Source organism: Archangium gephyra (genome assembly GCF_049060025.1).
Taxonomy (GTDB): Bacteria; Myxococcota; Myxococcia; order Myxococcales; family Myxococcaceae; genus Archangium; species Archangium gephyra_A.
This window is the reverse complement of sequence record NZ_JBMEQQ010000002.1, coordinates 6736925-6758645: the sequence shown is the minus strand read 5'-3', so window position 1 is coordinate 6758645 and position 21721 is coordinate 6736925. Positions and strand designations below refer to the sequence as shown.

The 21721-nt window shown below is 70.6% G+C and carries 16 protein-coding genes; 10 read left to right on the top strand and 6 right to left on the bottom strand.

The genetic code is table 11. The features are described from left to right. Positions 1 to 40 precede the first annotated feature (40 nt). Positions 41 to 1627, top strand: coding sequence for a TonB-dependent receptor domain-containing protein (locus tag ACN28I_RS29265; RefSeq protein ID WP_420948739.1), 1587 nt, complete (start codon positions 41 to 43; stop codon positions 1625 to 1627). Continuing rightward, positions 1624 to 2010, top strand: a complete 387-nt coding sequence (locus ACN28I_RS29260) for a hypothetical protein (RefSeq protein WP_420945214.1) — start codon at positions 1624 to 1626, stop codon at positions 2008 to 2010. The genes ACN28I_RS29265 and ACN28I_RS29260 overlap by 4 nt, the downstream gene beginning before the upstream one ends. A 268-nt stretch (positions 2011 to 2278) precedes the next feature. Here the strand turns inward: ACN28I_RS29260 and ACN28I_RS29255 are convergent, their stop codons facing one another. Next, positions 2279 to 4657, bottom strand: a complete 2379-nt coding sequence (locus ACN28I_RS29255; protein WP_420945213.1) for a hypothetical protein — start codon at positions 4655 to 4657, stop codon at positions 2279 to 2281. A 368-nt stretch (positions 4658 to 5025) separates the two neighbouring features. Continuing rightward, positions 5026 to 7980 carry a tetratricopeptide repeat protein gene (locus ACN28I_RS29250; RefSeq protein WP_420945212.1) on the bottom strand — a complete coding sequence of 985 codons (2955 nt, stop codon included), beginning with the start codon at positions 7978 to 7980 and terminating at the stop codon, positions 5026 to 5028. A gap of 294 nt (positions 7981 to 8274) precedes the next feature. Between ACN28I_RS29250 and ACN28I_RS29245 the strand changes: the two genes are divergently transcribed. The 6 genes from ACN28I_RS29245 (at position 8275) to ACN28I_RS29220 (ending at position 14198) form a co-directional block, all read left to right on the top strand. After that, on the top strand, positions 8275 to 9558 hold the full coding sequence (locus ACN28I_RS29245; RefSeq protein WP_420945211.1) for an MFS transporter: 1284 nt from the start codon (positions 8275 to 8277) through the stop codon (positions 9556 to 9558). A gap of 168 nt (positions 9559 to 9726) precedes the next feature. Then, on the top strand, positions 9727 to 9984 hold the full coding sequence (locus ACN28I_RS29240; RefSeq protein WP_420948738.1) for a DUF2381 family protein: 258 nt from the start codon (positions 9727 to 9729) through the stop codon (positions 9982 to 9984). Then, positions 9941 to 10615, top strand: a complete 675-nt coding sequence (locus tag ACN28I_RS29235; RefSeq protein ID WP_420945210.1) for a DUF2381 family protein — start codon at positions 9941 to 9943, stop codon at positions 10613 to 10615. Before ACN28I_RS29240 ends, ACN28I_RS29235 begins: the two co-directional genes overlap by 44 nt. Positions 10616 to 10627: 12 nt before the next feature. Continuing rightward, positions 10628 to 12382, top strand: coding sequence for a serine/threonine protein kinase (locus tag ACN28I_RS29230; protein ID WP_420945209.1), 1755 nt, complete (start codon positions 10628 to 10630; stop codon positions 12380 to 12382). 402 nt (positions 12383 to 12784) lie between these two features. Beyond that, a complete protein-coding gene (locus ACN28I_RS29225) occupies positions 12785 to 12934 on the top strand; it encodes a hypothetical protein (RefSeq protein ID WP_420945208.1) in 150 nt (49 codons plus the stop codon). Positions 12935 to 13544: 610 nt separating this feature from the next. Then, positions 13545 to 14198, top strand: a complete 654-nt coding sequence (locus ACN28I_RS29220; RefSeq protein ID WP_420945207.1) for a carbonic anhydrase — start codon at positions 13545 to 13547, stop codon at positions 14196 to 14198. A gap of 27 nt (positions 14199 to 14225) precedes the next feature. On the opposite strand, the gene ACN28I_RS29215 is transcribed toward ACN28I_RS29220, so the two are convergent. Together ACN28I_RS29215 and ACN28I_RS29210 are read right to left on the bottom strand one after the other, a co-directional pair. Then, positions 14226 to 14615, bottom strand: a complete 390-nt coding sequence (locus ACN28I_RS29215; RefSeq protein WP_420945206.1) for a hypothetical protein — start codon at positions 14613 to 14615, stop codon at positions 14226 to 14228. Positions 14616 to 14722: 107 nt separating this feature from the next. Next, complete coding sequence (locus ACN28I_RS29210) at positions 14723 to 15259, bottom strand: hypothetical protein (RefSeq protein ID WP_420945205.1); 537 nt, start codon at positions 15257 to 15259, stop codon at positions 14723 to 14725. 108 nt (positions 15260 to 15367) lie between these two features. Between ACN28I_RS29210 and ACN28I_RS29205 the strand changes: the two genes are divergently transcribed. After that, positions 15368 to 18685, top strand: coding sequence for an amidohydrolase family protein (locus tag ACN28I_RS29205; RefSeq protein WP_420945204.1), 3318 nt, complete (start codon positions 15368 to 15370; stop codon positions 18683 to 18685). A 97-nt stretch (positions 18686 to 18782) separates the two neighbouring features. On the opposite strand, the gene ACN28I_RS29200 is transcribed toward ACN28I_RS29205, so the two are convergent. Next, positions 18783 to 19049, bottom strand: a complete 267-nt coding sequence (locus ACN28I_RS29200) for a hypothetical protein (protein ID WP_420945203.1) — start codon at positions 19047 to 19049, stop codon at positions 18783 to 18785. After that, a complete protein-coding gene (locus ACN28I_RS29195) occupies positions 19036 to 20100 on the bottom strand; it encodes a hypothetical protein (protein ID WP_420945202.1) in 1065 nt (354 codons plus the stop codon). The genes ACN28I_RS29200 and ACN28I_RS29195 overlap by 14 nt, the downstream gene beginning before the upstream one ends. Positions 20101 to 20413: 313 nt before the next feature. On the opposite strand from ACN28I_RS29195, the gene ACN28I_RS29190 reads away from it, so the two are divergent. Then, entirely contained in the window at positions 20414 to 21721 is a 1308-nt protein-coding gene (locus tag ACN28I_RS29190) for a hypothetical protein (protein WP_420945201.1), read from the top strand.

The following is a 21721-nucleotide window of genomic DNA, read 5'->3' as shown; positions in this document are numbered from 1 at the left end:
CTTTCCCACCAGCCTGCGGGCCCAGGCGGGCAGCGCGGACATGAGCCTCCAGGGCAGTCTGCGGCTGGGCGTGGAGCTGCCCAACACGGCGGCGCTCGGCGTGGTGACGGGGCGGGACTTCAATGACCTGCGCGGCGGCGCGGACGTCGGCGTGCAGCGCTACACCGGCTATACCGAGTACGACGCGGCGGTGAAGGCGCGCCAGCGGCTGTCTCCCGGCGCCATCCTCCTGGTGCAGTACCAGGCCGCGCGCCAGAGCGACGCGCCGCGCACGGACCGCTCGGTGCCCGGCGACTTCCGCGTCTTCTCCCTCCAGGAGCGCGACTTCCTCCATGGCCAGCTCACCTTGAGTGGGGCGGGGCCCTTCCACCGCGTGCGCGTGGACGCGAGCGCGCTGCGGCAGAGCGAGCGCACGGACCGCTTCCGCATCGCCCGGGATCGCATCGAGCGTGAGGACGCGAACGTGTGGACGCTCGGCCTGCGCGCCGAGGGCGAGCGGGGCCTCTCGTGGAACAACGCGAGCCTGCGCGTGGGGGCGGATGTCTTCCACGACCAGGTGACGGGTGCGGCCACGTGGGGCGCCATCCAGGTGCCGGGAGCCTTCGAGCCGCGGCCGGAGCTGGCGCGCTACCCGGGCTCGCCCACGGCGCTGGCCACGGGCCTCTTCGGCCTGTTGCAGATGGACCTGGGGCCGAGCGCGACGGGGCACGTGGGGGCGCGGGCGCAGCTCAACCGCACGCACCTGCCCGCGGACAACCGGTTGGAGTTGCAGTTCCCGGGCAGCCCCGTGCTGCCAGCCATCACCGAGCAGGCGCTGGGCGTGGCGGGCGAGCTGGGCTTCCAGCAGCGGGCCACCGAGAACGTGACGCTCTTCGCCAACCTGGCCACGGGCTTCCGCGCGCCCAACGTGGATGACTACCTGCGCCTGGGTGCCGAGGGCCCGGGCTTCGTGTTGCCCAGCCGCGAGCTGTCCCCCGAGGTCTCCTATACCGGCGAGGTGGGCGGGCGCTTCCAGCGCGGCAACCTGGCGCGGGTGCAGGCCGTGTATGCCTATACCTTCATCGACAACCTGGTGACGGCGGTGCCCACCGAGTTCAACGGCGAGACGCACACGCCGGACGGGCTGGCGTACCTGGCGCGGACGAACGCGGACAACGCGCAGGTGCACGCGGTGGAGCTGTCCGGGCAGGTGAAGCCGGTGCCCTCGCTGACGCTGCTGGCGCAGGCCGCGTGGGTGTTCTCCTCGCAGAAGCGGTTGGATCCGCTCGAGCCCGCGGCGCCGCCGCAGACGGAGCCCTTCAACAAGTCCCCGCCGCTCAACGGGCTGGTGCGCGCCACGTGGGAGCCGGTGGACTTCGCCTTCGTGGAGGGCGTGTTCCAGTGGGCGGCGAACCAGGAGCGGCTGAGCGCGGCGGATCGCGAGGACATCCGGATCTGCCCCGAGTCGCCCGGCTGCCAGGGGACGCCGGGCTGGGGGGCGGTGCACCTGCGGGCCGGGGCTCGCTGGCGTTGGTTCACCACGACGCTGGAACTGCGCAACCTCACGGACGCCTCGTACCGCTTCCACGCCTCGGGGGTGGATGCGCCGGGCCGCTCGGTGACGCTCGCGCTGGAGGGAAGCCTGTGAAGTCCGTGAAGACGTGGCTGTTGTGCGCCGTGATGCTCGGCGCCGTGGGGTGCAACGAGGGCGTGGGAGACCGGTGTGATGCGGACACCGCGTGCCCCGAGGGGCTGGAGTGCTCCTTCTCGCCGCCTCCCCGGAGCGGGCCGGTGGAGAATCCCCAGGGTGTCTGTGATTACCCCTTGCGCGCGGAGGGCGAGCCCTGCTCCCAGGCCGCCGACTGCCAGACGGCGCTGACGTGCTCCAACCACTTCGAGGCGAACACGCGCTATGGCCGGTGCGTGCAGAAGCACGGCCTGGGCGAGGCGTGCTTCCAGGACCGCGACTGCGCCGCCGGGACGTGCGAGGGCGCGGACGAGAGCGGCCTCGGCGGCACCTGCACGCCCTGACGGAACACGGCCTGGGCCGCGAACGGGCTCGGGCGCCTTTCGAGGACAGCGCCTGTTGGGACCGAGCTCGAGCAACTGGTCCGATTGTTGGACCAGTTGGTGAGCTTCGCCGCCGGAGGCTGCCGGGCGCGGTCTTCTGAAACTTGTCCAACGGTTGGACACCTTTTGGAGCTCGCCCACCGGGAGCCTGTCCGCGGGCCCCGCGAACGAAGAAGGGGCCCGGGCTTGTGGCCCGGACCCCTGTCACTTCAGAGCGAGGTGCTCCGGATTACGGCGTGAGCTCCCACACCGAGCGGCCGAAGGTGCCGGCGCGCACGAGGCTCGAGTCCGGGAGGATCTCGATGTCCGTCACGTTGACCAGCGGCATGCCCGTGCCGAAGCGCGTCCAGGAGGCGCCCGCGTCGGTGGAGCGGTACACGCCCAGGTGCGTGGCGGCGTACAGCGTGGTGTTGCTGCCCGGGTCCACGGAGATCTGGTTCACCGGGACGCCGGCCGGCAGGCCGTTCTCGATGGCCGTGAACGTGGCGCCGAAGTCCGTGGACTTCCACGTGTGCGCCTTGGTCGCGTCCGGGGCCACCGACGTCACGTACAGCGTGTTGGGGTTGGTCGGGTCGAACGCGATGCTGCTGGTGCTCAGCCCGTTGTTGGGCAGCGCGCCCGTCTGCGTCCAGCTCGCGCCGCCGTTGTTGGTCAGGAACACGCGGCCGCCGCTGGCGACGATGCCCAGGACGCTGCCGTTGCTCTTGGCCGCCGCCACGCCGCGGATGAAGATGCCCGAGGGCAGCCCGGTGACGCCCAGCGCGCTCCACGAGGTCGCGAAGTTGGTGGACTTGTACACCTTGGTGTTCGAGTAGGTGTAGACGGTGTTGCCCGTCGGGTCGCCATCCCATTTGGCCAGCACGGTGATGAAGGGCGCCGAGCTGCTGTTGTTGCTCTCGGTGATGCCGGTGCTCGCCGCGGCCCAGTTCAGGCCGCCGTCGGTGCTCTTGTAGATGCGGCTGTAGTACAGCGTGCCCAGCATCAGCCTGGCGTTGGTGGCGTGGATCTCGCAATCGAAGCCGTCGCCGCCGAGCTCCTGGTTGTAGACGGTGGTGGAGCCCACGCGCACGCGGGTGCCGTTGTCCTGCAGGCCCGCGATGACGGCGTTGCGGTCACCGCCCGAGCTGCCGATGTCGTAGATGAGGTGCGAGGCGATGCCCACGTTGAGCGTGTCGCTGAAGGTGGCGCCGCCGTCGGCCGTCGTGAAGATGCCGCCGTCGTTGCCCACGTACAGCTTGCCCGAGGCGTCGAAGGCCGCCGCGTGGAAGTCCGCGTGCACGTACGGCAGGCTGAACTGGCCCAGCCAGTTGGAGACCATCGAGTAGGACGTGCCGCCATCGGTGCTCTTGGCCAGGTGCAGCGCGCCGCCGATGAAGAGCTCGTTGGCGTTCTTCGGGTTGACGATGATGAGCTGGTCGTACCAGCCCTGGGTGTTGAAGAGCGTGCCGACGGTGCGCGACTCGGTGTTGGCGTTCTTGTAGCGCTTGCCGGCCGCGCTGGTCGCCGTGAAGCTGGTGCCGCCGTTGGTGGACTTGAAGATCTCCGCCAGGTCACCGCCCGGCTTGGCCGCCAGCACGTACACGGTGGTGGGGCTGGAGGGCGCGGTGGCCACCGTCATGCGCTCCAGGCCCGCGGTGGAGGTGACGCCCGTGGAGCGCGTCCAGGTGGCGCCGGCATCCGCCGTCACCCACACCTGGCCCTGCGTGTTGCCGCTGGCCGCGGAGGGCTGCGCCTCGAGGGTGGCGATGAACCTCGTGCCGCCCGCGTGGGCGATGGACCAGCCGGACGGCGCCTCGGCGTAGCCGGTGTTGAGGCTCACCTGGCTCCAGGTGGCGCCCGCGTCCACCGAGCGGAAGAGGCCCGCGTTGGTGGTGGCCAGCACGATGTTGCTGTTGCCCGGCACCACCTGGAGGTCGGTGATGGAGGTGGCGTTGCCCAGGTACACCGGGGCCATCCACGTGGCGCCGCCGTCGGTGGACTTCACCAGGCCGATGCCCGTGCCGTCGAAGGGGTCACCCAGGCCGAGGTAGAGCGTGTTGCTGTTGTTGGGATCCAGCTCCAGCGAGCCCACGGAGAGGCTGCCCAGCGTCTCGGTGATGGGCGTCCAGGTGGTGCCGCCGTTGGTGGACTTCCACACGCCACCGCCGGAGAAGGCGGCATAGAGGGTGGTGGTGCCCGGCACGGGGATGATGTTGCGCACGCGGCCCGCGTCCGTCTTGGCCAGCTTGTAGCTGCCGTTCTCGATGTAGTCGGACTTGGTGGGGCCGATGTTCACCCAGGTGGAGCCCGTGGCGGCGACGGTGGCCGTGGGGTCCGTCACCGCGGTGATGGTCGTCGCGGTGCCGGGGAGCTGGGAGGCATATTTCGCGCGCTCCTTGGCGGCCGCCTCGTTCATGAACTTGCGGAACGCCGGCGCCCAGGGCCCGTCCTTCTTCCTCTTGCCGTTCTGCTTGGGGCCGTAGGCCTCGTTGTACCAGGCGTCCATGGCCTCGCGACGGCCGTTGGGATCGTCCTTGTCCTTGTCCTCGGCGAGGGCGGAGACAGGGGCGAGCGTCACGGCGAGCGCCGCGGCGAACAGCTTCTGCCACTTCTTCGAAGAGAGCTTCACGTCGACTCCTTGGGGCCTGGGGGCCTGGGGGACCGCCAATGGTTTGACTGCAAACCAACTCGCGTGCCAGACTGGGGGTTTCGTTGGCGGCGGACAGTTACAGCAGTTTCCGCGCCAGCCCAGGCAGCCGAGTGAATCCAGGGACTTGGGACTTCTTGCTCCCGTGACGTGGTGCGTTCCCGCTCCAGCCCCACATGTCGGGCAACGTCAACGGAGTTGACACTCCGGCCGCGAAGCTCTCGGAGAATGAGAGTTTGAGGGGAGGCCAGGGGGTGTCCCGGAAACGGACAGGGCGTCCCGGTGGGTGCCGGAATTCGTCACTTCACGGGGGAGACGGAGGCGCGTGACGGGGGGTGAAGCGGGGCGCTCTAGCGGCGCGGCGGACGGGCGGCGAGCCACGCCTGGACGCGGGTGCGCAGGGCCTCGGAGCCGGGCTGCTCCAGGGCGTCCCCGGCCTTCCGGGCGAGCTCGCGGGCGCGCGTGCCGTCCTGGCGCGCGTCCCACAGCGCGCGGGCGAGGACGAAGCGCGTCTCGGCCAGCTCCGCCGGGGCCACGGCGTGTGTCTCGCGCAGGGCCAGGGCGCGCTCCAGCGGCGCGAGCGCCTCCCGGGCCCGGCCCAGCTCCACCAACGCCTCGCCCCGGCCGGTGAGCGGCCCGGCCAGCTCCGGGTGCCCGGCCCCCAGCGCGTGCTCGCGCAGGCGCAGCGCCCGCTCGAAGTGGCGCAGGGCCTCGGCGGGGCGCCCGGCGTCCACCAGCACCCGGCCCAGCGTGCTGCTCGGCCCGGCCACGTCCGGGTGCTCCGGCCCGCGCGCCCGCTCCGCGGCTTCCACCGCCCGCTTCAGCACCGTCAGCGCCTCGTCCGTCTTCCCGTCCCGCCACAGCGCGCCGCCCAGCGCGTCCAGCACCATGGCCCGGAAGGGGTGGCGCGGCGAGAGCGAGCGCTCGACAATCCCCACACCCTGGCGCAGCGGCGCCAGCGCCTCGGCGTACCGGCCCAGGGCGCTCAGGGTGGTGCCCAGGTTCACCAGGGAGCTGCCCACACGCGGGTGCTCGGCGCCGAGCGTCTGGGCGAAGGCCGCGTGCGCCTGCTGGTACACCGGCAGCGCCTCCGCGTGGCGGCCCTGGTCGCTCAGCGTGTTGCCCAGCCGGCGCAGCACCATGGCCATCTCGGGGCTTTGCGGCGAGGACACCTTCTCCAGGGCGACGAGCGCGTTGCGCTGCGAGGTCTCCGCGGCGCCCGCGTCGCCCTGGGCGGCGTACACCAGCCCGTGGGCGCTCTCGAGCTCGGCGAGGATGCGGCCCTGGCGCCGGGTGCGCACCAGCAGGGCGCGCGCCTGGCGGAACCAGTCATGCCCGTCCTGCACGCGCGCGGCGTCATAGGCGACGAGCTGGGTGAGGGCCACCAGCGCCTCGGCGCGCACCTCGTCCAGCCGCACCTCGTCGGCCGTCCACATGGCCTCCTTGAGGGTGTGCTCGGCCTCGGGGTTGCCGAAGCCCGCCTGCTGCTGGCCCAGCTCCAACAGGGCCTCGGCCTCCAGGGGGCGGTAGCCCAGGCCGCGCGCCTCGGCGGCCACGGGGGCGGCCACGGAGAGCCCCGCCGCGTACTGGCCGGAGATGCGCAGCGCCCGGGCGCGCGAGAGCGCGGCGCGCAGCCCCTCCGCCCGCGCGGCCACCCGGGCGTCCGCGGGCGGCGGCACGGGGGCGGTGAGGGGATCCGCCGAGTCACACGGGCCCGGCTCGGACAGGCCGCGCACGGCCTCCACGGCGCGCTCCACCACGGCGGCATCCGCCTCGGCCAGCACGCCGGTGAGGGCCTTGAGCTCCGAGCGGCGGCGCTCCAGGCAGACGGTGCGCGCGGTGAGCAGCTCCTCGGAGGACTCGCCGCGCAGCCGCGTCGCCTCGCACGCGCCGCGCTGTCCGGCCACCCACTGGGCGGCGTAGGCGTCGAGCGCGGTCTTCACCCCGTTCCAGGCATCGGCCGCGTAGGGGGCGCCGGTGGCGAGGAAGGCCTTGCGCACGGCCTCCTGGCGCGGCGCGTCCCACACCCCCTCCAGGCGCGAGCCCACGCCCTGGCAGAGGCCCTGGCGCTGGTGCCACTCGCCCACGGCGCCGGCCACCACGGCCACGAGGAAGGCGGCGGCCATGGCGACGAAGGCCTGGCGGCGGAGGCGGGCGCGCGGGTCGTCGTGGAGCGCCTCCAGCAGCGCCTCCAGGGAGGCGTAGCGCTCCTGGGGGTGGAGGTGGAGGCCGCGCAGGACGACGCGCCGCAGCCAGCCCGGCACGCCCGAGTCGCGCGGCGGCGGGCGCAGGCGGCCCTCCAGGGTGGCGCGGGCGAGCGCGGCGGCGCCGCTGCCCTCGAAGGCATGCTCGCGGTAGAGGGCGTAGTAGAGCGTGGCGCAGAAGCTGAACTGGTCGGCGCGGGCGGTGACGGCCTCCTGGCGGTACTGCTCCGGGGCCATGTAGCCCGGGGTGCCCATGATGAGGCCGTGGCGCGTCACCGGCGTCTCCAGCGGCTCGCGCGTGCGCAGGCCGGAGATGGAGCCGGAGTCGGAGCCCCCGGGCAGCTCGGCGCGCAGCAGCTCGGAGAGGTCCACCGGGGTGGGCGCGCCGGGCGAGCCGGTGCCCTGCTCACACGCGAGGCCGAAGTCGAAGACGAGCACGCGCCCGTCGCGCCCCACCAGCACGTTGTCCGGCTTGAAGTCGCGGTGGACGAGCCCCACGGCGTGCGCGGCGGCCAGTCCCCGGCCCGCGAGGGTGAGCGCCTCCACCACCTCGCGCCAGCCGCGCGGCTGCTCCTTGAGCCACTGCCGCAGCGTGCTGCCCTCCACCAGCTCCAGGGCGATGAAGACCTGGTCCCCGTGCTCGCCGATGTCGTAGACGGGCAGCACGTTGGGGTGCGACAGGCGGGCCATGGCCTGCGCCTCGCGCATCAGCCGCAGGCGGGCCTCGCTCCCGTCCAGGCCCTCGCCTCCGGGCAGCAGCAGCTTGATGGCCACCCGGCGGTTGAGCTGCGGATCGAAGGCCGCGTACACCTCGCCCATGCCACCGGCGCCCAGGCGCTCGAGCACGAGGTAGCGTCCCACCGAGGTGCCCCGGGGCAGGGGCTGGGCCTCTTCCGGGGCGGCGAGGGGCAGGGGGGGGCCGACGACGCGGGTGGGCTCGGCCTCGCCCTGGCTGAGGTGCGCGTGGGCGCGCAGCAGCTCCTCCTCGAGCACGTCCGCGAAGTCGCCGAGGTCACCTGGGCGGTCGTCCGGCTGCCGCGCACCCGCCGTTTCCGGTAGGGCGGCTTGCTGCTCCGGTTGCGACCGCTTCAGGCTCTCCACTTCCATCCCCCTGACGACGTCAGGTCCTCGATGCCCGGCGAGGACAGAATATTACAGCCGCGAAAAAACGGGAAGGTTGTTGATCCACGTCCACGAGGGACTTTGCGTTCTACACCGCGATGCATCATGACCCAAGGGGCCAGCACTGTCTTGCAGCCGGACGGGCGAGCCGCTGGCCGTCCGGGAGGGCATCCGGAGCGGGGCGGGAGCCCTGGCGACCCTACTTTTAACGAGAGGTGGGGGCGTTCGCCTGGAGTTGGAGCGGGCGAAGACAACGAGTGAGGAGAGCTGGGAATGGCGGTGCGAGGAGGCGGAGGTGCGCCGGAGGGCGGCTGGAGGTTCCTGCTGCGGGCGCTGGCGCACCGCAACTACCGGCTCTTCTTCATGGGGCAGAGCGTGTCGTTGGTGGGGACGTGGCTGACGCGGGTGGCAACGAGCTGGCTGGTGTACCGGCTGAGCGGCTCGGCGTGGCTGCTGGGGCTGGTGATGTTCTGCGGGCAGATTCCCTCGTTGGTGCTGGCACCGGTGGCGGGGGTGCTGGTGGACCGGTGGGACCGGCACCGGCTGCTGGTGGTGACGCAGGTGCTGGCGATGCTGCAGTCGCTCGCGCTGGCGGTGCTGGCGCTGACGGGCGTCATCCAGGTCTGGCACCTGGGGGTGCTGAGCCTGGTGCAGGGGTTGATCAACGCCTTCGACGTGCCGGGGCGGCAGGCCTTCGTGGTGGAGATGGTGGAGGACCGGGCGGATCTGCCGAACGCGATTGCCCTCAACTCCAGCATGTTCAACGCGGCGCGGCTGCTGGGCCCGTCGGCGGCGGGAGGGCTGATTGCGTGGGTGGGGGAGGGGGGCTGCTTCCTGATCGACGGCCTGAGCTACCTGGCGGTGATTGCCTCGCTGCTGGCGATGAAGCTGACGAAGCGCCCGAAGGTGGAGCAGCACGGGCGGGTGTTCGCGGAGCTGAAGGCGGGCTTCGGGTACGCGTACCACTTCACGCCCATCCGGTCGCTGCTGGGGATGCTGGCGGTGATGAGCGTGATGGGGATGAGCTACACGGTGCTGATGCCGCTGATGGCGACGGAGGTGTTGGAGGGAGGCCCGTCGACGCTGGGCTTCCTGATGGCGGCGGCGGGACTGGGGGCGTTGGGCGGGGCGGCGTACCTGGCGTCGAGAAGCTCGGTGAGGGGCTTCGGGAAGACGATCGCCCGGACGGGAGCGCTCTTCGGGGCGGGGCTGGTGGCGTTCGCGCTGTCGAGACACGTGGTGGTGTCGCTGCTGACGCTGACGGTGGTGGGGTACGGGATGATGGTGATGATGGCGGCGAGCAACACGCTGTTGCAGACGATCGTCGAGGAGCGGATGAGGGGGAGGGTGATGAGCTTCTACGCGATGGCGCTGATTGGAACGGCGCCCTTCGGGAGCCTGCTGGCGGGAGCGTTGGCGGCGCGGATTGGTGCGGCGGCGACGATTGGAGCGGGAGGGGTGGTGTGCCTGGGCGTGGCGGGATGGTTCGCGGTGAAGCTGCCGGTGTGGAGGGAACAGGTGAGGCCCGTCTACGAGCGGCTGGGCATCGTGGACTGAGCCAGGAGGGGTAGGTCCTGACAGGGGGGAGGTTCCGGCCGCGAGGGGGGAGCAACTGGTCCGATTGTTGGACCAGTCGGCACGCCGCGCGGCCGGAAGGCGCCCCGTGCATTCGCGCACCGTCGTCCCAATTCCCACATCTGCTAGGGTGGACTCCGGAGGTACCCCATCCTGGTACGACTTCTCACGTGGTTACCGCTCGCTCTCCTGCTGACGGGGCCGACGGCGTCAGCCCAGCCTCCCCCCTCGGCCCGAGAGCATCAGCAGCGGCAGGTCATGGTTCCCACCAGTCCGGACGAGCCGGTGCCGGAGGTGCGGGTGGCAGCCAACGTCTCCACCCACTTCCGCTTCGATGCATCCATCGACCGGGAGCTCGCTGGAGGTGGAGGGACGCGCAACACGCTTCAGCCTGGTGGATGCAGGTGACCACACCCTCACCCTGGAGCTGGCCGTGGAACCGGGTGCCGCCGAGAAGCTGGGCGTGCGTGTGCGCTACAAGGATGGGGTCTCCCCGGCCTATGCCACCTTCGCGCTCGTCTCCCATCCCACGCTGGTGGACAAGGAGGTGGAGGTGGTGCGGCGCCCGCGCACGGTGGAGGCAATGGAAGCGGCGTTGGCGGAGAAGGACGCGCAGCTCGCGGCGCTTCGGGCCGTGAGCGGGCCTGTTGGGCTCGTGTTCTCAGGGCGGCTCGACTGGAAGGGAGTGAAGGCCCGGCCCATTGAGGGCATTACCACTGACACTCCGAATGGATTGAAGGTGGTCAACGGCGTGGGATATCGCGCCGGGTCCTGGGCACTCGCGGTCGTCCGTGTGCAGAACCTCTCGGGGCAGAAACCCTGGGAGCCAGGGCAGGCGCGACTCACCCGCACCACGAACGGTCTCCCGGTCCAAGTGCGCTCCGTAGGCTTGAACAAGGCGCGGCTCGCGCCCGGCGAGGAAGGCCTCGTGGCGGTGGAGATGGAGGCGCCCCACTGGAACAGCGGTGAGCTGTTCCGGTTGGAGGTGCTGGACAGGAGCGGCTCGCGGCGGCTTCCCACCCTCGATGTGAAGCTTTAGGAGGCAGGAGCCATGACGACGGAAGCCCTTCACCCGGACCACCTCCTGCCCGGCCACATGGTGGGCCCCTGGCGCATCGTCGACAGGTTGGGGACCGGCGGCTCCAGCCGTGTCTTCAAGGTGGAGCGCGAGGGTCTGTGCTTCACGATGAAGATGGCGTTGCGGCCTCTTTCCGCCGAGGAGGGAGAGGAAGAGGAGACCTCCTGGCGGATGGCGCGCGAGGTGGCGGCGTTGCTGACGTACGCGCCCCACCCCAACCTGCTGCGCGTCCATGCGGTGGACTGCTGGCCCCACCTCCAGAAGGGTTACCTCTTCTTCGTGATGGACTTCGTGGACGGGGACACCTGGCACGGGTGGCGCTGGAGGACGCCTCTCCCTGCCGCCGGGCTGCTGGACGCCTTCTCCGAGGTGGTCCGCACGGTGGGGGTGCTGCACTCTCGCGGCGTGTACCACCGCGACTTGAAGGCGGAAAACATCCTCATCCGCCGGGAGGATGGCAGGCCCTTCCTCATCGACTTTGGCAACGTCCGCTTGCCGGGAGCCTTCACGAAGACACTCGGCCTGCCGCCGGGCGTCATCCACCTGCTGCCCCCGGAAGTCCTCGCCTATACACGCAGTGAGGTATGGAAGGAGGGAGTGCCCTTCCAGGGCGGTGCCGCCGCGGACCTCTACGCCCTGGGGGTGCTGCTCTACCAGGGTCTCACCGACCTCCACCCGTTCGACCCCGAGCTGCCAGACAAGGCGCTGGTGGCGGCCATCGCCACCGTGCCCCCCACGGAGCCCCACCTCCTCAACCCCAGGGTGCCGCGCTCGCTGAGCGACATCGCCATGAAGCTGCTGGAGAAGCGGCCGGAGGATCGTTACCCCGGCACCGAGGCGCTGCTGCAGGCCCTGTGGAATGCGGGCAAGGAGCGGACGTCCAGCGCCTGGAAGGTGCCGCTCTTCGCCGTTGAAGGCAGCCTGGGGACGCCAGCGCTCACGGACGTGGCCCCGCCCGCCCCGTCTTCGGAAACAGTGAGCGTGGCCTCCGAGGAGGTTCATCCGGCCACGCAGGAGGCGCACCAGGAAGAGGCGCGGCTCGTGGTCCCAGCGGCATCAGGCCGCCCGCCCCGTTCGAAGTGGCTCCGGGTCCTGCTCGCGAGCCTGACCGTGCTCGGCCTTGCCTTGTGGCTGGCGCGCTCCACACTCACGCCCCCAGCCGAGGCGCTGCTGCCTGGGTCTGCCCATCCCGAGAAAGAAATCCCGCCCATGTCCACTCCTCCCCGCTCCACTCCTTCGAGTTTCCTCGCCGCCTGGCTGTGCGCAGTCGCCGGCCTGGGTTGCCCTGCCGCTCAGGTGCGGCCCCCGGAGCCGGAGGACTGCCCCAGGGAGGCGCGAGAGGCCATGACCGAGGAGTTGAAGTTTTTTGTTGAGGGCGCCGCTTTTCGTATCACCGTAGACATCAACCAGCCTGGCTGGGGGGCGGGCATCTACCAGGATGGTCCAGTCATCGGACGCATCTCGGAGGGAGAGGGCGACCTGTCCGAGGGAACGCTGCTCCATGGACGCCTATGGACAGGTCCTGGCATCTACGATGACTCCAATTTGAAGGAACCGGCCATCATGGGCCGCTACACCCTGGCCGTGCTGCCCGATGGCCGGAAGTACCCCGTGTGCATCGCGCTGGGGGACGTTGACGGGCGTGTGCCCAGGCAGGCTGGCTCCAAGGCCGGTGCCGCCGTGGCGAGCCGGCAACTGCCGGCGAGCATTGTCTTTCGCTGGCGGTGAGCGCATCGCCCACGCACGAGCTCGGGCTTCAAAAGAGAGATGTTTTCAGTTGGGACTCTTATGGAAGGAAAAGACCCAGATGCTTCCCTATGATCCAAAGACGGGCAACCTGAAATGAGCCCTCGTGAAATCGACCTGGGCGGAGTCACGCTGACCGTGCCCCCGAACTGGCACGACATCACTGCGGAACTAGCGGCTTCCGACGCGCCCCATACCCTCGCGGATCCAGATGGTGGTGTTGGCGCGCTACAGTTCTCTTTTGCCCTCCATGAGGGTGGCTCCCCGCCACTTCCCTCCGGTTCGGACCTGCTGTCCCTGGCACGAGAGTTCGGTCAACAGCAGGCCCTCGGGCTTCCATCCGAGGAGGAGATCTTCTCAGAGGACTCGCTACAGGGAGCGGGAGTGAGCTTCCACAGCGGAGAGGACTTCATCCGGGTCTGGTATGTCTCGGATGGGCGGAGCATCTCCCGGGTGACGTATGTCTGCGCATGGGGCCAACATGAGATTGAGCGGCCCATCTGCGAGGACATCGTCCGCTCCATGCGCTTCTAACGCAGGCGGGCGGGACGGTGCTGCTTACTGTTGCCGCGCACGTTTGTTGATGGAGATTTGGACCGGCTGGTTGATGGGCATCGACGAAGATGCGCGGGTCCGGCTCCAGGCTGGTGGCGGAAGCAGTGATGGCCGGGTCTGGGGTGAGTCACAGTGCAGGGCGTGCTACGCCGCCTGCATGCGCTATGGGTTCTGGCCGTGGCAAGCCAACGACAAGCCCTGTCCTGGAGCCTGAGTGCAGGCACTGGACCTGTTCCCTCGACAGGCTCGTGAAGCATGGGAGATGTTGGAGGACACAGAGCGAAGAGTGTGCCGGCTCCGTCGAGAGGACCCCCTCCGCAAGGAACATAGGGAGGCCATCGCGCACGCGAAGAAGGTTGCCCGCGTGCCGTCTCCCCCTCGATGACAGGGCCCGGCCGGACCCCAAGCCCCGGCCCTTCATATTCGTCCCCATCTACACGGTGGCACCGGGGGGGGCCGTCTCGGCCCTTGGGCATGACGAGCGGCGTCACCGTGCCCTGCCAGGCGAGCGCGTCGCGCCAGAAGCGCCGGGGCCGCCCGGTGCGGATTCCGTTGGACGGCACCACTCCTGGAGGAGAGGCTTCCGGACATGACCATCAAAGGCATTCCCCCTCCTCCCCTGCCCGCCACTCAGGCGCTCCAGCGCCTTCAGGAGGGCAACCGCCGCTTCAACCAGAACCTGCGGAGCCTGGACACGACGATGGGCCAGGCGGCGCGGGCCTCGCTGGCGGCCTCGCAGCATCCGGTCGCCATCATCCTCTCGTGCTCGGACTCCCGGGTGCCGTCGGAGTTCATCTTCGATCAGGGGCTGGGGGACCTCTTCGTCATCCGGGTGGCGGGCAACGTGGTGGCGCCCTCGCTGGTGGGGAGCGTGGAGTTCGCGGCGGCCACCTTCGGGACGCGCCTGGTGGTGGTGATGGGCCACTCGCGCTGCGGCGCCATCAAGGCGACGCTGGACTTCATCCAGCACCGCGTGGACGCGCCCTCGGAGAACATCCACGACATCGTGGACCGGTGCCGGCCCGCGGTGGAGAGCGTGGTGCACGCGGCCGGCCCGAACGTGGAGCCGGAGCGCCTGGTGCACGAGGCCGTGCGCGCCAACGTCCGGCAGTCCTGCGCCCACCTGCGCCACGGCAGCCGGCTGCTCGAGCGGCTCATCTTGGATGAGGGGCTGTTGGTCGTCGGCGCCGACTACTCGCTGGACACCGGCGAGGTCGATTTCTTCGACGGCCTCCCGCGCTGAGCCCTCCCCCCCCCCGAGGCGTGTGGCCTACGGGGCCTTGGGGGCGAACGTCGAGAAGTTCGAGATATGGAACGAGGTGCAGGTCCCGGACGTGTTCCAGGAGAAGGCGATGAACGAGTCATCGGAGATGGAGCGGATCTGCGCGATGTGCTCGGGGTCGGTGGTGGTGCAGTTGCCCGAGACACCGCTCGCGTTGCGGGCCGCGCAGTAGCCGGTCGGGGCGCCGTAGGAATTGACGACAATCCGGCAGCCCAGCATCTGCTGGGAGTCGGGGCTGTTGCGCGCACTGCCGAGCGAACCCTCCGCGAGCCGCATGGACGTGAGCACGACGACGTTGGCCACCTCCTGGGTCCCCGCCCAGGCGGCGGGTGCGGCGGCGGCGATGAACAACAGGGCTGCGACGGTGGTGCGCTTCATGGTGTCTCTCCTGGGCAGTGTGCCGGAATAAACGGTGAGAGCCATGAGAACATGAATTCCCGGGAGAGAGAAGAAGATCCCGGTCCGAACGGTGCGAGCGTTCGCGCTCAGAAAGGAAGGCCGCGGGTCTCCATCTGGATGCGTCCTTCGTTGATGGCCACCACGACCTGCTGCATGAGCGCCCGTCGCTGCGCGTCCGGGAGGTGGGGGGCGAGCCGCCGGAAGGCCTCGGCGTCCTGATCCGTCCAGCGCCGCGCGCTCAGGGCCGAGTCCACGAGGCGTTGCGTGTCCTGGATGAGGGGCAGTTGCTCCGGAGCCGGCGTCTCGGCGCGGGGCAGCTCCGGAGGCGGCTCGGCGGAAGGCGCCCGCGGCTCGGGGTGCAACTCCTCGCGCACGAGGCGGGCGAGCTCGGCGCGGAGGGAGGCACTGTCGTTGGCGCTCAGCGTGGCCACGGTGGTGCACGTGCCTTGTGGGGGCGGCGGTGGCTGCGAGCGCAGCGCGGCGAGCTGCGCGTCATGCGCGAGGACGAGCTGGCGCAGCGCGTCGTCCGCCTCCGGTGTCGGGACGCTGGCGCGGCCCGCCCAGAAGCCCAGCAGCCCGGTCACTGTCCCCGTGAGTGCCAGCCAGACGGCGGGATTTCTCATGGGCCCGAGCATACCGCGCCCTCACTCGCCCGGCTGCTTCCACGAACTCCACACGCGTCCTCGCCGGGGTAGGCTGCGCACCCCCATTCCGCCCGACGAGGAACCGCGGTGAACCGATTGAGCCTCCGTTGCCTCGCGCTCGTGCTGACGAGCGCGTTGCCCCTGTCCGCCCGCGCGCAGGCGCCGGCCCCCATGCCCGCCCCGCCGCAGCAGCCGGCGAAGGACGCGGGCAAGCCCGAGGAGAAGAAGCCCGAGGAGAAGTGGGACGTGAACGCGCCCGGCTTCCCGGCCACCCAGGTGGACCTCGACGTCACCGAGGGCACGTGGATGAGCCTGGACGTGAGCCCCAAGGGCGATGAGCTCGTCTTCGACTTGCTGGGGGACCTCTACACGCTGCCCATCGGCGGCGGCGAGGCGAAGGCGCTCACCCGCGGCGTCGCCTGGGACATGCAGCCGCGCTACAGCCCGGATGGGAAGTCCATCGCCTTCACGAGCGACCGGGGCGGCGGGGACAACCTCTGGGTGATGAAGCGCGACGGAAGCGAGCCCACGGCGGTGACGCAGGAGAAGTTCCGCCTGCTCAACAGCCCCGCGTGGTCGCCGGACGGACAGTACCTCATCGCGCGCAAGCACTTCACCTCGCGGCGCTCGCTGGGCGCGGGCGAAATCTGGATGTACCACCGCTCGGGCGGTGACGGCGTGCAGCTCACCGAGCGTCCCAATGATCAGAAGGACGTGGGCGAGCCCGCGTTCTCTCCGGACGGCCGGTACGTCTACTACAGCCAGGACATCACGCCGGGGAAGGTGTTCGAGTACAACAAGGACCCGAACGGGGAAATCTACGTCATCCAGCGGCTGGACCTGGACACGCGGGAGACGGATCGCTTCGTGACGGGCCCGGGCGGCTCCATCCGTCCGACGCCGTCGCCGGACGGCAAGTCGCTGGCCTTCATCCGCCGGGTGCGCGGCAAGAGCACGCTGTACGTGACGGACCTGGCGAGCGGCGCCGAGCGGCCCATTTTCGACGGGCTCGAGCGGGACATGCAGGAGACGTGGGCGATCCACGGCGTGTACCCGGTGATGGCGTGGACGCCGGACAACAAGTCGCTGGTGTTCTGGGCGGGCGGCAAGCTGCACCGGATTGAGGTGGCGACGAAGAAGGTGACGCCGATTCCCTTCCGCGTGCGCGGCACCCGGACGATTCACGAGGCGGTGCGCTTCCCGCAGGCGGTGGCGCCCGAGAAGTTCCACGTGAAGATGCTGCGCTGGGTGCAGGTGTCTCCGAAGGGGGACAAGGTGGTGTACCAGGCGCTGGGGCACCTGTACGTGCGTGACTTGCCCAACGGCACGCCGAAGCGGCTGACGAAGCAGACGGAGCACACGGAGCTGTATCCGGCGTTCTCGCGGGACGGAAAGAGCATCGTCTACACGACGTGGGACGACGAGAAGCTGGGCACGGTGCGGGTGGTGCCGGTGACGGGCGGCGAGGGCAAGGTGGTGAGCACGAAGCCGGGCCACTACATCGAGCCGGCACTGTCTCCGGACGGGCGCTTCCTCGTGTACCGGTCCATCGGCGGGGGCTACCTGCGCTCGGGGCTCTACAGCAAGGAGCAGGGGCTGTTCGCGGTTCCGGTGGCGGGAGGCACGCCGAGGCGGCTGGTGAAGGACGGCGAGCAGCCGCACTTCGGGGCGAGCGCGGAGCGGGTGTTCTTCCTGACGGTGGAGCCTCGGGAGAAGGACGAGGAGCGGGCGCTGAAGAGCATCCGGCTGGACGGGAGCGAGCAGCGCACGCACCTGACGAGCGACGAGGCGACGGAGTACCGGGTATCGCCGGACGAGAAGTGGCTGGCGTTCCGGGAGAACTTCCAGGCGTTCATCATGCCGCTGCCGCGCGGAGCGAAGGGCGCGGTGGCGAGCCCCGAGGGCAAGGCGCTGCCGGTGGCGAAGGTGTCGCGCGACGCGGGCGAGTGGCTGCACTGGTCGGGAGACGGCAAGCGGCTGCACTGGGCGCTGGGGCCGGAGCTGTACACGCGCGAACTGAAGGACAGCTTCCGCTTCCAGGAGGGAGCGCCGGAGAAGCTGCCGGAGGTGGCGGAGAAGGGGCAGGACATCGGCTTCCAGGCGAAGACGGACGCGCCGGAGGGGACGGTGGCGCTGGTGGGAGGCCGCGTCATCACGATGAAGGGGGACGAGGTCCTCGAGAATGGCGTGGTGGTGGTGAAGGGCAGCCGCATCGTGGCGGTGGGCCCGAAGGGGAAGGTGGTGGTGCCGGCGGGGGCGAAGGTGGTGGACGTGACGGGCAAGACGCTGATGCCGGGCATCGTGGACGTGCACTGGCACGGGGCCATGGGCGACGAGGGCGTGCTGCCGGAGCAGAACTGGAAGCTGCTGTCCTCGCTGGCGTTCGGCGTGACGACGGTGCACGACCCGTCCAACGACACGGGCTCCATCTTCGCCACGAGCGAGCTGGTGAAGTCCGGGGCGATGGTGGGGCCGCGCGTGTACTCGACGGGCACCATCCTGTACGGCGCGTCGGGGGCGTTCCGCGCGCCCATCGAGTCGCTGGAGGACGCGCGCTCGCACCTGCGGCGGATGAAGGCGGTGGGGGCGTTCAGCGTGAAGAGCTACAACCAGCCAAGGCGGGACCAGCGGCAGAAGGTGCTCCAGGCGGCGCGCGAGCTGCAGATGATGGTGGTGCCGGAGGGAGGCTCGCTCTACCAGCACAACATGACGATGGTGGTGGACGGGCACACGGGCATCGAGCACTCGATTCCGGTGTCGAAGGCATACGCGGACGTGCAGCAGCTCTGGAGCCGGAGCGGGACGGGCTACACGCCGACGCTGATCGTGGCGTACGGCGGCGTGTGGGGTGAGAATTACTGGTACCAGAAGACGAACGTGTGGGACGACAAGCGTCTCCTGGCGTTCGCGCCGAGGCGGGTGGTGGATGCGCGCAGCCGCCGGCCGGTGATGGCGCCGGAGGACGAGTTCAACCACATCCAGATCGCCCGGGTGACGAAGGAGCTGAACGACAAGGGCGTGAGCGTGCAGTTGGGAGCGCACGGTCAGCGCGAGGGCCTGGGGGCGCACTGGGAGCTGTGGATGTTCGGGCAGGGCGGGATGAAGCCGCTGCAGGCGCTGAAGGCGGCGACGCTGTCGGGGGCGCACTACCTGGGACTGGACGGGGACCTCGGCTCGCTGGAGGAGGGCAAGCTGGCGGACCTGCTGGTGCTGGATAAGAACCCGCTGGAGGACCTGCGCAACAGCACGTCCATCCAGTACACGATGGTGGGCGGGCGGCTGTACGACGCGCTGACGCTGAACGAGGTGGGCGGGGCGTCGCGCAAGCGGGAGCCGCTCTTCTTCGAGCGGGAGGGCCAGGAAGCGTGGGGCCCGACGACGACGGTGAGCACGCACGAGGACTGAGGAAGTCCCAGGTTGAGCCCGTGTGAAGCCCCCTCTCCCTCTGGGAGAGGGCTGGGGTGAGGGTCATCGGACAGAGGACCCCACCCCGCCCAATCCGTCACCGCTCGCCAGTCGCCCCAGCCGCGTCCTCCACGGAGGGCGAGTGCGAGATGCGGATGGCTGGGTCATCGACGCGCGAGCCGTTCTTCTTCACGCGGGTGCCGAGGATGACCTGGAAGGGAGGCTCCTCGACGATGGGCGCGGCGCCGTAGACGACGAAGTGAGTCCCATCGGCGACGGCCACGTCCTGCTGGACCTCGCGGAGGAACTCACCGCCCGAGAGCACGAAGCCGTCCGGGGAGGCGAGGGTGCTATCGGCCCGCACGAAGTTGCCCCGGACGGAGAAGCGCTCGGGGGTCAACCGGCTCCAGGTGGCGAGTACACGCGACCCGTTGTAGGCGAGGGCTGGCTGGAGGCTCCGTCTCCGGGCCGGTGGAGATGGGGAAGCCATCGGGGTCGGGCACGGCGCCATGGGGCTTCACGAGCGTCGCGAAGATGTCCGGGTTGCCGAGGCGCGTATCGGTCCAGGCGACGAGGAAGCCGTGCTTGGTGGCGACCACGTCGGGGAGGGTCTGCTGGCCGGGCGAGTCGGAGAGCGGGATGCCGGCCGGGTCGAGCACGGTGCCATCGGCCCTCACGCGGGCGGCGATGAGTTGGGCGGTGCCGGTGCGCGCATCGCTCCAGACGACGAGGAAGCGGTCATGCCCCCAGGCCGCGGAGATGCCGAACGCGGCGAGGGACGGAGCGGACGAGATGACGATCTCCCGCGTGCCCAGGCCCATGTCATCGCTCTCCACGATGACGCCGCGGACGCTGCGGGGGTCGCCGAAGTCGATCCAGGCCACCAGACACTTGCGCCAGCCGCACGCGATGGTGGGGGCGGGGGCGGGGCTGGTGAAGGCCTCGGCGAGGGTCAGGACGGGAGGCTCGACGGTCCCGTCGCGGTTCACGCGGACGAGATTCAACGTGAACTCCGACTGCCAGACGACGAGGAATTGCCTGCCGTCGAAGGCGACGGCGGGGTCGCCGGCCTGGACGGCGGGATCCAGGTTGAGCCGGATGCTGTCGGGATCGAGCAGCTTGCCCTCCTTGGACACGCGCGCGGCGAAGAGCTCGGTGGGCCGGAGCACGTCACGCCAGACGGTGAGGAATTGCTTCCCATCCGTGGCCAGGACCGGGACGGCGGCGAAGGTGGGCGTGGACCACGTGGGAAACGGCCCCTGTCCGCCACCGTTGTCGTGCATCGCGGAGACGGAGCCCTCCTCGAGTGGCTCCACCTCCGGCGGCTCGGACACGGCCCCGCACGCGGCGAGCACGAGCGTTCCCAACACCCACCACTTCCAGCCCCGGGCCGGGGCCTGCGTTTCAGATTTCATCGGACAACCCCCCTCGTGTGAACGGCTTGGGCAAGGTCCGTCTCACGCAGGGGCGGAACAACATCCCCCGGGTGAGGTGCGGGCGCCGGGTGGAGGACGGCGCCAGCTCCCCCGGGTCCAGCCCATGCTCGCCTGCCTGGCGGGGGCTCCAGCGCACGAGGCGCACCGCCACCCCGTCAGCCGATGGCGGCGGCCCCGCGGGTGCACAAGCTCGCGAGGCCCGCGGGCGGCGGGTGAGCAGGAGGGGGACGGCGTGAGGCGCGGCTGGGCAATGGGAGTCGCCGTGTGTCTGGGGTGGGGGTGCGGAGCGGGGGTGGAAACACCGGAGCCCTCGCCGCCGCTGGCCCTCCAGGAGCGGGAGACGCGGGTGGAGCGCGGCGCCACGCGTCAGGTGCGCCCGGTGGAGGGCTCGGCCTTCGGGTGGACGGTGAGCGTGGACCGGACGGGCAACGCCTTCATCTCGCTCGCGTACGAGCGGAGCGGCGTGGACCTGGGAGGCGGTGCGCTGCCCGGGGAGGCGGGGCTGGCGCTGGCCAAGTACGCACCGGACGGCACGCACCTGTGGTCCACGGGCTTCCCCACCTACAACGGCGCGAGCCCCACGGTGACCGCGATGGTGGCGGATGGAGCGGGCAACCTCTACATCGCCGGGGAGCACCGCGAGCCCACGCTGAGCCTCGGGGGCGAGCCGCTGCCGGCGGGGCCCTTCCTGGCGAAGTACGCGCCGGACGGCACGCACCTGTGGTCCCGCTCGGCGGTGTTGCCGGGCGTGGGCCTCCTACCGGCCCGGGCGCTGGCGGTGGACGAGCACCGGGGGCAGCTCGTGGTGGCGGTGAATTTCAAGGACAAGGGCCAGTCGCTGGGCGCGGCGCTGGTGGGGCGGGTGCGCGCGGAAGACGGACAGGTGCTCGCGTTGAGTCCGGTGGTGCGGCGGGGGCGGCTGGCGGTGACGTCGCTGGCGCTGGAGCCGTCCGGGCACATCTCGGTGGCGGGCTTCTTCGAGGGCGAGGTGGACCTGGGAGGACGCCCCTTCTTCACGGTGAAGCCGCGCAGCCCGTTCGTGGCGCGCTTCACGCCGGACATGCGCCACGTGTGGTCGAGAGGGCTCGCGGGAGCGGAGGGCACGGCCACGGGAGTGGCGGTGGAGCCGGGGCGCATCCTGGTGGTGGGCGAGTACACGGGAGCCATCGCGTTCCGGGGACGGACGCAATGGTCGGAGGGGAAGGACGGCTTCGTGGCGGTGTACGGCCCGACGGGCGGGGAGCTGTGGATGCGCCACTTCGGGGAGAGCGTGACGGGCGTGGCGGTGGACGAGGAGAACCGGGTGGTGTTGACGGGCCAGTACCGTCCGGGAGACAGCGTGGGAGGGCCGCGGCTGCCGTGGCGAGCGGGAGGCACACCGGACAACCACCTCTTCGTGGTGAAGCTCTACCGGGGCTCCGGGGGGCACGAGTGGTCGCGAGGGCTCGTGTCGGAAGGGGTGCTGCGGGCGGGGACGGTGGCGGTGTCACGCCGGGGCGAGGCGGTGCTGCTGCCACGCGTCGAGGGCACGGCGGACGTGGGCAAGGGGCCCATCACGGCGCCCCCGGACTCCGCCTTCTTCCTGCGCTTCGTCCGCTGA